Here is an 11,769-nt window from a genome sequence, read left to right on the forward strand (position 1 = left end):
CATAAACTCGCACAGTTTCACATTTGCAGCCCGTAGAGCTGGGCGTGGACCCCGCCTTTCCACACTGTTGGTCGTTGATTTCCATCGCGACGGAGCCCCGCGTGCACGGACTCCGTCGCTTCCTGTTACTCTCCGGCGAATGTCTCCAACTGCCGAATAGCGCCGGAGACAATCAGGAGATCACCTGCGGAAATGCGGTCGTCGGCAAGCGCAGGGCGGAATCGCTGACCGCGCTTTTGTACGGCGACAACCGTAATCGGTGCGCTCTGGTTAATCTCCGCCACCGTCTTATCCAGGCAGTGGATTGGCGGCGCGACCTTGCCTACTGCGTAATCGCGGTCGAACTCCAGGAAGTCCTGGACCTTGCCGCCGATGAGGTGCGCAATACGACGACCGGTGTCGGCCTCCGGGCGAATGACGTGGTGCACACCAATCTGGCCCAGGATTTTGGCGTGGGCCTGGTTATCGGCCTTTGCCCAAATCATGGGCACCCCCATATCCACCAGCGCAGACGCGGTCAGCAATGAAGCCTCAATGTCACTGCCGATGGCGATAACAACACGTTCGGCTTCATCGACACCGAGCTGCTTCAGTACCTCCGGCATGGTGGTGTCGGCGGTGACCACGTGGTCGAAGGTCGAGGACAGCTCCTGAACCACCTTTTCGCGATGGTCTACGCAGAGAACCTCGATACCGCCAGCGACCAGCTCCTCGCCGAGTGCCTGTCCGAAACGCCCCATACCGAGGATGACAACAGGCGAAGAGCTGGCTTGGTTGGAGAAATGATCTGCAAAACCAGCAAACGGGTTGAATTTCGAGTTAGCCAATGAAGGGCCTTTCTTCTGGATATTCGTAGACGCGCTGGCGTGGGCGGGCGGCCAAGGCCGTCGCCAAGGCGATTGGGCCAACACGTCCGGTGAACATCAGCACGATGAAGATTGCCTGTGCTGCCACCGGCAGGTCGGCGGTAATACCTGTGGAAAGGCCTACCGTGGCGAAAGCACTGATTACTTCAAAAAGAATTTGGTCAGTAGAAAACTGTGGTGCTAGGAAACTGACGGCGATTACTGCCAGGAATACCTGGCCGATACCGAAGGCAAGGACAACGAGAGCCTGGCGCAGCACCTTTGGGTTGAGGCGCCGCCTAGCCACGGACACGGAGGTGTCACCGCGAATCTCCGCGAGAACAGCGGCGAGAATGACTGCCGACGTCGTGATTTTCACGCCACCTGCAGTACCGCCGGTGCCACCACCAATGAACATGAGGAAGTCAGTGCCCAGCAGTGTCGATGGATGGAACTCCGCGTAATCGAGCGCGTTGAACCCCGCGGTACGCGGGCTCACACCAGCGAAGAATGAGTTGAGTATCTTCTCCCCCGCGGTGAATCCAGACATGGCATTGGACCACTCCCCAAAAGCCACCATGAGCGTACCCAAAGCAATCAGCAGAATCGTGCCTTTAATGGTGAAGCGAGTAGTCAGCGACCAGCGTTTAGGCAGCTGTCCTCGAGTGCAGACACTAAGCCACGCTTTGCCGTGCCGCCAGGCCTCGAGCAAAACAGGAAAACCCAGACCACCCACGATGAGGGCGAAGGCCAGTGGCAAAAGCACCCAGGCATCGCTATAGAACCCGATGACATTGTCGGTATACAGAGCGAAACCGGCGTTGTTGAAGCTTGAGATGGCATGGAACAAGCCTTCCCATGCAGCCTTTCCCCAGCCATACCCGTATCCGGAGTGGAACCGCAGCGTAAGTGCCACTGCCACCACAAACTCCACCAACAGAGTGAAGCTAACGGCAGCACGGACAACCCACGAAATCTCGCCCATATCCATACCGCGGCCTTCAACGCGGGCACCGGCACGGCGGTTCAGGCCGAGCCTTCCTGCTACGAAGAGGCCGAAAAGTGAAGCCAAGGTCATGAACCCGAGACCACCCAGCTGAATCAACAACATGATGACGACCTTGCCGAAGGTTGACCAATGGGTGGCCGTATCTACGGTGATCAGGCCGGTCAGGCTTGTTGCCGAGGTGGCTGTGAACAGCGCATCAGACAGCGCCGTGGGCAAACACATATCCCCAGGGCTCGGGGCGCACTGCCCCGTGGGATGGCTATTGGCCGCCGAAATCGGCAGCATTAGCAAAACCGTGCCAGCGGTTATCAAGGCGACATAACACCACACCACCAACGTCGTGGGACGAACTCCCCGACGTGTTTTAGTGGCCTGCCGCGACAGCGTAATCACCATCGGAACGTTAGTCCTCGTGGCCAGCGATGTCGAGGGGAATGCTGATATTCCGCCTCTGCATATGCCGGGACTTAGCGGGGAGCTGCTTTACGACCCCAGACACCGGTGCGATATCCCGTACACATTTCGCGCCCCATCCCCGCCCCCACACCCCACCCCGCTTTGGCTACTACGGAAACCTTGAGTTATGGTCAGATTCATGATGACACCCCTGATGAACACACCCGCGCCGTGCGGCGCACAGTGGTGGTGGCTCGCCTAAGTCCGCGAGCAACGTCACGTCATCTCATTAATGTCGACGGCAAACCCGTCAAGTACGAGCTCGCAAGAAGATAAATCTGGCGGGCTCTTTTCTTTTATCGGTTCGGCGAAGAGAACCAGGGCCCGCTGAAATAAACAACAGCAACGAAAGGCTCTCTTCAATGACTGATTACAACCCCAGCGCGGATGCCATCGCCAAGGCTTCAGCACCGACTGCAACCAGGGTGCCGTCGGCAAGCGTTAACGGCGCGGGCGAGGTGCGCGAAACCCTCTTGCCTGCATTTTTCGGTCGCTTCGGTGGACAGGAAGTGCCGGAGTTCCTGCTGCCAGCACTCGATGAGCTGGAAGCGGCTTACATCGAGGCGATGAGCGATCCGGAGTTCCAGCGCGAGCTGGAAGAACTGCGTCGCGATTTCCTCGGCCGCGCAACCCCGCTGTTCGAATGCCGACGTCTATCCACGCCGAACACGACGATTGTGCTCAAGCGCGAGGACTTGAACCACGGCGGCGCGCACAAGGGCAACAACGTGGTCGGCCAGGCGCTGCTGGCAAAGCGCATGGGAAAAACCCGTCTCATTGCTGAGACGGGTGCAGGCCAGCACGGCACGGCCACCGCGATGGCCGCAGCGCTGCTGGGACTTGAGTGCGAGATTTACATGGGCTCGCACGATGTCGCCCGCCAGCACCCCAATGTCGAGCGCATGGAGCTCATGGGCGCGAAGGTCGTTCCCGTCACCACCGGCGAGGCCGGTTTGAAGGATGCTATTGACGAGGCACTGGTCGAGTGGAGCAAGACTCTCGACTCCACTTTCTACCTACTGGGCACCGCCGCCGGTCCGCACCCATTCCCCACTATCGTGCGTGAATTCCAGCAGGTCATCTCGGAGGAATCACGCGGTCAGATGGTCGAGCGTTACGGCAAGCTTCCCGACGCTGTGATCGCAGCCGTCGGTGGCGGCTCCAACGCCATCGGTGCATTTGCTAACTACATCGACGACTCCGATGTCGCCCTCATTGGTGTCGAGCCCGCAGGTGAGGGACTCGACACCGATCGTCACGGCGCGCCCATCAATGGGGGCAAGACTGGTGTCCTTCACGGCATGCGCTCATTTGTCATGCTTTCCGACGACGGCGAGGTGTTGCCATCGCACTCCATCTCGGCGGGCTTGGATTACCCGTCCGTTGGCCCGGAGCACGGCATGCTGAAGGAGAATGGCCGCGCCAGCTATGTCGGAATTACCGACGAGGAGGCACTGGAAGCGTTCCAGCTGCTCAGCCGCATGGAGGGCATTATTCCGGCGATGGAATCCTCGCATGCGCTGGCGCAGGCCATTAAGATTGCGCGACTCCGTGAAGCCGACCCTGCCGCTGGTAGCGAGCTCGGGCTGCCGGTTCACGAAGGCGATGAGCCTTTGCTATTGCTCGTGAACCTGTCAGGTCGCGGCGATAAGGATATGGAACAGGTCCGGGAGTTCCTGAACCAGTAGGGATAACCAGTAGGGATTGCTTTCCCACTAGCTGCCTAGCAGGAATCGGACCAAAGCTAATTCTTGTTAGGCAGCGCGGCGGTCGTCGGCGGCGATGCCCTGGTTCGGGTTCGCCTCCACGATGGCTTCGGCAAGCAGCGATGCCAGCGCATCCTGCTTAGATTCCTTGCCGTCCCGGAAAATCGGGGACACAGTATCCATAATCTCGTTGAATGCGTTCATCAGAGGTCACCTCTCTTAAGATCTCTTTGATCTTTATTGTTGGACTTCTCCAACCGATTCTTTGCGATTCCGCAGTTGAAACATTGTTTCATCGAACCGTTTGGAACTTATGACTTGCAACCGTAGACCACAACACAAGGCCTGGCAAGCACTAAACTTTATTTTTAGTTAACCTTTTGTTAACTTTTGGACGTTTTTTAGCTCAATCGCTACACCACAAACAGCGCCCCTCAGCGCCACCCCAAGCCTCGCTTCACCGCTCCCGACAACGGCTTCAAAAATCACGCTTTTACACAGCCAAAAACAGGGCGCGGAAGCATCTTTCGGTCGGACATAAACTATCCCCACTAAAAGCGCTTGCAACCATCGTTGAACATGAGTTACACACCGCGCTCAATCGTCACCCCGTGCGGGGATAGCCACCAACTCCTCAGAAGTCAACCCCATCGGCAATTAAAGAAAAAGGGTCCCCTGCCAGCGGAAATAGACCACCGACAGAGCTGCCGGCTGTCAAAGATGCTGCCACGAAGGCCACCCCACTCCACTATCGCCCCAACCCCACCCTCACTTGATGTGACCGCGGCCACAGAGCCGTCAATCTGAGGCAGTTTTTCCGCCTTTAGCGCGAACGGGCGATCAAGAAAACAGAGACCCAACGGCCCCTTCCAGGAATGCCCCAACATCGGCTCTACCTGTGGCCGCCGGTAGAGGATTTAAAGCAGCGATTTGCTCGTCGAGCTCCCTATCTCGACCGGCTGAAAAACACCCCTGAAAGGGTGAGGTAAATCACACCGCGAGCGCCACTAAAAGCCGTTTTAACCACGACCAGTGAACACCCCAATACGCCGAACAGCCTCTTCCATCTCGGACGTCTCACCGGCGAAGCAGAGGCGAACCCACTCATGGCCGTTCTCTGTGTCGAAGTCGATTCCAGGGGCAACGGCCACGCCCGTTGCGGCCAACAGTTCCCGAGCCCAAGTCATGGAGTCGACGGAGTTCGGGTCGTCGTAAAGCCCTGCGATATTGGCATAGATATAGAAACCGCCGTCGGGCGGAGCGATATTACCGAGACCGACGCGGGGCAGCCCCTCGAGCAAAACGTCGCGGTTGCGTGCGTAACGCGTCACGTGCGAATTGAGCTCGGCAATGGACTCGGGGCTGAACGCTTCCACCGCCGCTGCCTGCGAAATTGCCGGTGGACAGACAGTGAGGTTGGCTTCGAGGCGATCAAGCGGCGCACGCAGCCACTTGGGAACGATGAGCCAGCCGACGCGCCAGCCGGTCATCGAGAAGTACTTACTGACACTGCCAACCACGACCGCCGCGTCGGAGAACTCGCGTGCAGACGCACACTGTCGGCCATAAGTAATGCCGTGATAAATCTCGTCGGAAATGAGCAGGCAATCGTGCTGCTCACACCACTTCGCAATGGCACGCAGCTCGTCGGCATCGATAATGGTGCCAGTGGGATTATCCGGACTGGTGACAATCACGGCCTTGGGCACGCGCGGAAGTGCCTGCAGGTGCTGGGCAGTGAGTTGGAAACGAGTCTCGGGACCGCAGTCGATCTCAACAATGTTGGCGCCGAGCGCCTGCAGCGTATTGCGGTATGCGGGATAGCCCGGGCGCGCGAGCACAATATCGTCGCCGACGTCGAGCGCTGCGAGGAAGAGTGCCACGAAACCGCCGGAAGAACCGGTAGTGATGACAACATCAGCGGCCTCCGTGGCCGTGCCGTAGTTTTCACGATGCCAGGCGGCGATGGTTTCACGCAGCTCAGGCGTGCCGACGGCCGCTGTGTAGCCTAGAACCTGATTTTCTAAATCAGCACGCGCACGGGCAATCGCGGCAGCCGGGGCCGCGGTCGCGGGCTGTCCCACGCAGAGGAATAGAGCATCACCGTGAGTACGCTGACGCTCCTGTGCGAGCGCGAGAACATCCATCACATGGAAGGGTGCGACCTCACAGCGGCGGGATGCTAGGTCGCGCTGGGGCTGGGATGCCTGCGGTGACTGCGAGGAGTTTAACGGCTGCGGTGACTGCGACGACTTTGGCGACTGCGGAGATTCGGCGTGCATACCTTCATCTTTGCAGCCACCGAGGCCACCCGGGAAATCCAGTTCAACCCGGGTGGGTGCACCAGTGAGGTATCCGAGTGCAGCCTGACCGCCTCGGGCATTATTTAGATGGAAATGCGGCCCTCAACTGCAGGTAGTGCAATGTCGGTGCGGTAGTGCGAGCCCTCGAGCTTAATGGTCTTGATGGTCTCGTACGCCTTGTCGCGGGCCTCTTCCAGCGTGTCACCAACGCCGATGACGTTGAGCACACGACCACCAGCGGAGACCAGCTCACCTGCAGCATTGCGGGCAGTACCTGCGTGGAGAATGCCATCTTCCTCGCGGCCAGGCTCTGCACCTTCAATGACATCACCCGTGCGCGTCGATACCGGGTAGCCTTCAGCGGCCAGTACAACAGTCAGAGCGTAACCATCACGCCAAGACAGCGGACCGAAGTCCGCCAATGTTCCGGTAGCAGCGGCGTTGAGCAGCTGAGCCACCGGGGACTCCAGCAGCGCCAGCACGGCCTGGGTCTCCGGGTCACCGAAACGGCAGTTGAACTCAATGACAGCCGGGCCGTCCTCGCCCCAGGCCAGACCCGCGTACAGCAGACCCTGGAACGGGCAACCGCGAGCGGCCATCTCACGAGCGACCGGCTCGCAGACCTCGGTGACAATGCGCTCAGTTGCGCCTTCCGGCAGCCAGGACAGCGGGCTGTAAGCACCCATGCCACCGGTGTTCGGCCCCTCGTCGTTATTACCGACGCGCTTGTGGTCCTGAGCCGGCAACAGCGGGACGACGGTTTCGCCGTCGACCAGGCAGAACAGGGAAACTTCCGGGCCATCCAGGAAGGACTCCAGCAGCACCGGGTTACCGGCTGCCAGCACCGCCTTTGCGTGTTCGAGAGCCTCAGCGCGGTCCTTAGTGACCACGACTCCCTTGCCAGCAGCCAGACCGTCATCCTTCACGACCCAGTTCGGGCCAAAGCGGTCAATGGCGGCCTCGATGTCTTCGTCGGAAGCCTCCGGCTGGATGGCCTCTGCCGAGGCGGTCTTTACCCCAGCCGCCTTCATGACGTCCTTAGCGAAAGCCTTGGACCCCTCAATCCGAGCTGCATCAGCGTTCGGTCCGAAGACTGCGAAACCAGCGTCGCGCAGCGCGTCTGCCACACCCGCGACCAGCGGAACCTCAGGGCCAATAACAACCAAATCGGCCCCAATTTCCTTGGCCAGCGCAACAGCGCCAGCGGGGTCATCCACGACCAGTGGATGCATGGTTGCAATTTCACTCATACCCGCATTACCAGGGGCTACGTGAAGATCAGTAGCCTGCGGGTCCTTACTCATTGCGTACAACAGGGCGTGCTCACGGGCACCGGAGCCAATTACGAGGATGCGCATAGCAATCATCTTACTAAGCAGCCCGGATAACTCTCATCGCACCCAACCCCTCAATCCGCTATTCGGGTTACCCTTGGCACATGAGCACAGTATTTACCAAGATCATCAACGGTGAACTCCCCGGTCGTTTTGTCTACCGCGATGACAAGGTCGTCGCATTTTTGACCATCGAGCCAATTGCGCCTGGTCATACGCTGGTCGTCCCTGTTGAAGAGGTGGACAAGTGGACGGACGCCTCGCCTGAGCTATGGGCCCACCTCAATGAGGTTGCCCAGAAGGTTGGTCAGGCTGTTGTCTCCGCTTTTGACGCTCCGCGTGCTGGCTACCTCATCGCCGGCTTCGAGGTTCCGCACACCCACATTCATATCTTCCCTGCCCACGATATGTCCGGGTACAACCTGCAGTCGGTGAATCGCAATCCTTCCGCAGAGTCCATGGATGAGGCCGCCGCTAAGCTGCGGGAGGCCCTCGGGACTGACGAAGACGGAAAGTTGGTGCGCTAATCGCCGCTTCAAACGAGGATTTTCGGGAAGAACAACTTCCGGTAGTCCCTGCCCCTGAAGCGCAGGAACCGGAGGCGCATAAACCGGCTGCAGCTGAAGGATCAGCATCGCTTCCCTATGCCATCTTCCGTCCGCTGCGCGGTGTTTTCGAAGATAACTGGGGAGCCAAAGTGTCCAAATCCCGGCCGTGGCCGGTCATCCTCCTGCACGGAACAGGCCAGGTCAAAGGCATTTGGGAGACCCTTGGCGGTCAGTTGCGGGAAGATGGCTGGGCTGTCTTCGCGCCAGACTTTGGGCACCGTGCAACAGACCCCATCAATCAGTCCATCGACATGCTCGTGCCCTACATCAAGGCTGTCCTGCACGCCACTGACTCAAAGCACGCCGTTATCGTGGGGCACTCGCAAGGCGGCTTAATCGCCACCCTGCTTTCTCTACGCATTTCCAAGTACATCAAGCATGTTGTCTGTCTTGCCGCCCCCAATCACGGCACCAACCTGGGCGGCATCGCTTCCGGCATCACTAAGATTCCCGGCACGAGGTCGCTGATGAGCAACTTTGTTCAGAGCTACTGGGGCGTTTCCGGCTTGGAACAGCTCACGGGCTCAAAGATGGTTTTGAACTCCAATTCCCACGATATTCTCGGCCCCGGCGTTACTTACACCTGTATTGCCACTAAGTATGACCAGCTCATTTCCCCGCCACAGTCCTGTTTCTTGGATGATGGTGACACAGGCATGGTCACCAATCTCTATGTGCAGGACACGTTCCCTCAAGCCATCGTTTTGCATGAGCAGATGGCACACGATTGGCGTCCCCGCACTCTTACTCGCGAGGCACTATTCAAGCTGGTAGGCGAGGATTTTGACCCAACCGAGCATGCGGAATAGACCGCTCCTAACGCGGATTTTCCCGCCGACAGCCGCTCGCCCGTCCCAGCCAAATCCGAGTCCGGCAGCAGGGAACCTCAGCGACCCCGTTCCGGTTATCGCATTACATGGCACGCTCGATAGTCCCGGCGCGTGGGCACCGCTTGCCGACGGACTCCGTTCCCTCGGCCGCCGAGTCTATGTACCGGCCTACGGAAACCGCGGCACTGCTGCCCTTGCGGATTCTGTCGCCGAAGTCGAGGACTATATCAACGGAGTTTGCGCTGAAACGAACTCGGACACGGTCGACATTGTGGCTCACTCTCAGGGTGGGCTATTGGCTTTCCTGTTATTTACACGCCTAGCGAACCTTGAATACGAGCGCATTTCATTTCGCCGTGTCATCAGCGTGTCGGGCTCTGTCGGCGGCGTAAATCTGACTGGAATTTCCCGCATTTTGGGCTGGCGAAATGGGTCTCTTGCCCGCTGGCTAATGGGACAGGCTTTAGCCGATCAAATTGCGGTAGCGGCAGAAAAATATGACCTTCCTGCCGCCAACACTGCCCCACACCTCCGAGGGCGCAAGGCAGCTGCACCTGACTGGATTAACGTCATCAGCCACCATGACAGTCTGGTCATTCCGTGGTCCGATACCGCGCAGAGTTTCCTGCCGGACAGTCGAACTGTTTTGCTCGAATCCGAGCTGGAGGGCAGGTCTGTTGCGCATTGGAAGCAGCAAACAGACCCCGAAGTGATCGATCTGATCACTCGGCTATTGGCGTAGAGCTTCGACCTAGAACTTGGTCAACGACTCGCGCGCGGTGACGACATCCGCAAGCAGCTGCTGCGCAGCTGGCGAGGGGTTATCGGAGGTGAGGGCCTCGATGACGACGTCGGGAAGCCCTGCGGCGCGGTAGTCGTCGACAGTGACATCGCCGTACTCAAGGACGCCGTGGAGCCATGCGACTGCACGCGACTCTGGCGAAATGCAGCGTCGTGCGGTGCGTTCCTGCTGGACGAGCACATCGCGGTTTTCCACCCCGCGCATCCCCAGCCGAGCAAGAGTGCGAGCAGCAGAGATGAGGTTCTCACCGGCAACACGATCCTGCTGATTCGGGTTGGCCGGCGGCTTCTTGCGGCCACGACGGCGCACGTAGAGCTCCTGCTGGCCAATACCGACCAGGGAACCATCGCGGTTTCGGATTACAGAGGTGTATGGAACGACCGTCGAATAGCCGCCTTCTGTTTCGGCCTTAAGCTTTTCGACCATCTCATCCGGCACCTCTACCTCGAGGTACGCACCGTTCTTACCTGGGCGGATAAATTCAAACGACCCAGTTCGGGTCCATGCCTCGTACTTCTTGACGTCCAGGCGCTGCATAACCAGCGTGCCAAACAGCACATCCGTCATCGAAAACAGTGCACCGCCAAATGCCGCGCCATGCATATTCGCAGTCAGAGCGTTTAGGCGCAGCTCCAATCGCCCCTCAGACCAGTCATCCGCAATCTCGGTGATACGGATGCCGGTGCCAAACAGCGGCGGCCAAATGTTCAGCAAGAACTTTGCCTTAGCCGGGGACATCTCTTTCTCAGCAAGTTTGTACAGGGTGCGTCGCAGCGATGGACCAATAGACATAACTACTTACATTAGGTGTTGACCGGGCGAACGCGGGCATTATTGTCAGAAAACAAAAGTGTGTCAGCTTCAGCACATGCTTTACGACGGTTCCCGCGCCCCACCTTTTATTAAGACAGCGACTATTTCAGCGACTATTTAGGCAGCAAACCGTTCCGCCAGCGTATTGACGCGCAGAGTGAAGAAATCCCGCAATTCCGCGTAGCGGGAATAACCATAAATCCCGCGGTCAGCTGGGTCATCATATTCCCAGCGCTCAGTCTCTACATCTGGCGCGATGTAGTCCGAAACGTCGATTTTCCCCACAACAATGACCACATCCGCACTGTCTGCGAGAGACGGCGTGAGTTGATGAGGATCGCCATCGCACCGTGCCCCCACCTCACAGAGCGCACGCCGCGCGTCTTCATCCAGACCGCGGTCATCATCATCGATGCTGATACCTGCTGACAAAACTGTCAGGCCTGGGGCAGCTTGCCGCAGCAGCCCTTCGAGTACGCGTGAGAGTCCCATGTTTGAACTACTGACAAAGAGCACCTCTGACATGGCTCTATCGTAGAATATTTTTCTCGGAGAAATCACCCCAGCTTGTGGGGTTTTCTGGAAGGTTTTGCGGAAAAATGCCAAAAGCGCCCATAGCGCAGGCCCTTCCCCGAGACCAGCCCTATCGACGCTTATGACTTAAAAACAAAGCCCACTTTACATACGCGTGTAACTCCTGTGAAGCATGGGGCTGGAGTTACAGATGTGAATTCTCCGTGACCTGTGATTTTCCGGCTGTCGGTGTTGCGTCGATGCTGCGTTGTTCTGCGGTCGGTGTTGCGTTGTCCCGCTGTCGGTGTTGCGTTGTCTTATCGATGCCCTATTCACCTATCGATACGCAGCAGCGTGGCCATAAGTGAATAGCTCATCCATATGTTGACCGGGACTTCCGACAGCGTGGCCATAAGTGACAGAGAACTGCCCGACACCCAGCCCCGACAGGCATTTGCCCCTTTAATCAGCCTATAAACGCATCCTTTGCTCCCCGCCCCCCAAAAAAAGCCCCCCCGGGTTAAGTAAAGAAAAGTGTGTCCGCATGCCA

General features: G+C 58.4%; 11 protein-coding genes. 4 read left to right on the top strand and 7 right to left on the bottom strand.

Features of this window, described 5'->3' with window-relative positions:
* Positions 1-125 precede the first annotated feature (125 nt).
* Both HMPREF2857_RS06830 and HMPREF2857_RS06835 read right to left on the bottom strand, forming a co-directional pair.
* A complete protein-coding gene (locus tag HMPREF2857_RS06830) occupies positions 126-827 on the bottom strand; it encodes a potassium channel family protein (RefSeq protein WP_049172150.1) in 702 nt (233 codons plus the stop codon).
* Positions 820-2,250 (bottom strand): TrkH family potassium uptake protein, encoded by a 1,431-nt coding sequence (locus HMPREF2857_RS06835; protein WP_049193840.1) that lies wholly within the window; start codon positions 2,248-2,250, stop codon positions 820-822. Before HMPREF2857_RS06835 ends, HMPREF2857_RS06830 begins: the two co-directional genes overlap by 8 nt.
* Positions 2,251-2,672: 422 nt before the next feature.
* Between HMPREF2857_RS06835 and trpB the strand changes: the two genes are divergently transcribed.
* Positions 2,673-3,998 (top strand): tryptophan synthase subunit beta, encoded by a 1,326-nt coding sequence (gene trpB / locus HMPREF2857_RS06840; RefSeq protein ID WP_070643286.1) that lies wholly within the window; start codon positions 2,673-2,675, stop codon positions 3,996-3,998.
* Positions 3,999-4,064: 66 nt separating this feature from the next.
* Here the strand turns inward: trpB and HMPREF2857_RS11190 are convergent, their stop codons facing one another.
* The 3 genes from HMPREF2857_RS11190 to purD form a co-directional block, all read right to left on the bottom strand.
* The gene (locus tag HMPREF2857_RS11190; protein ID WP_016421428.1) at positions 4,065-4,220 is read right to left on the bottom strand and encodes a hypothetical protein; all 156 of its coding nucleotides are present in this window, start codon (positions 4,218-4,220) and stop codon (positions 4,065-4,067) included.
* Between the two features lie 815 nt (positions 4,221-5,035).
* Entirely contained in the window at positions 5,036-6,163 is a 1,128-nt protein-coding gene (locus HMPREF2857_RS06845; protein ID WP_042388927.1) for an aminotransferase class I/II-fold pyridoxal phosphate-dependent enzyme, read from the bottom strand.
* Between the two features lie 239 nt (positions 6,164-6,402).
* Positions 6,403-7,677 (bottom strand): phosphoribosylamine--glycine ligase, encoded by a 1,275-nt coding sequence (gene purD, locus HMPREF2857_RS06850; protein WP_070643288.1) that lies wholly within the window; start codon positions 7,675-7,677, stop codon positions 6,403-6,405.
* Between the two features lie 80 nt (positions 7,678-7,757).
* Between purD and HMPREF2857_RS06855 the strand changes: the two genes are divergently transcribed.
* From HMPREF2857_RS06855 to HMPREF2857_RS06865, 3 genes are all read left to right on the top strand, one after another.
* Positions 7,758-8,180, top strand: a complete 423-nt coding sequence (locus HMPREF2857_RS06855) for an HIT family protein (protein ID WP_070595805.1) — start codon at positions 7,758-7,760, stop codon at positions 8,178-8,180.
* A 170-nt stretch (positions 8,181-8,350) separates the two neighbouring features.
* Positions 8,351-9,070 carry an esterase/lipase family protein gene (locus HMPREF2857_RS06860; protein WP_083310527.1) on the top strand — a complete coding sequence of 240 codons (720 nt, stop codon included), beginning with the start codon at positions 8,351-8,353 and terminating at the stop codon, positions 9,068-9,070.
* Positions 9,060-9,833, top strand: coding sequence for an alpha/beta fold hydrolase (locus HMPREF2857_RS06865; RefSeq protein WP_070603952.1), 774 nt, complete (start codon positions 9,060-9,062; stop codon positions 9,831-9,833). Before HMPREF2857_RS06860 ends, HMPREF2857_RS06865 begins: the two co-directional genes overlap by 11 nt.
* A 9-nt stretch (positions 9,834-9,842) precedes the next feature.
* On the opposite strand, the gene HMPREF2857_RS06870 is transcribed toward HMPREF2857_RS06865, so the two are convergent.
* A complete protein-coding gene (locus HMPREF2857_RS06870) occupies positions 9,843-10,685 on the bottom strand; it encodes a PaaI family thioesterase (RefSeq protein ID WP_038626554.1) in 843 nt (280 codons plus the stop codon).
* A gap of 138 nt (positions 10,686-10,823) precedes the next feature.
* Positions 10,824-11,198, bottom strand: coding sequence for a hypothetical protein (locus HMPREF2857_RS06875; RefSeq protein ID WP_016421434.1), 375 nt, complete (start codon positions 11,196-11,198; stop codon positions 10,824-10,826).
* Positions 11,199-11,769 lie beyond the last annotated feature (571 nt).

The organism is Corynebacterium sp. HMSC076C10, assembly GCF_001812455.1.
Classification (GTDB): Bacteria; Actinomycetota; Actinomycetes; order Mycobacteriales; family Mycobacteriaceae; genus Corynebacterium; species Corynebacterium jeikeium_D.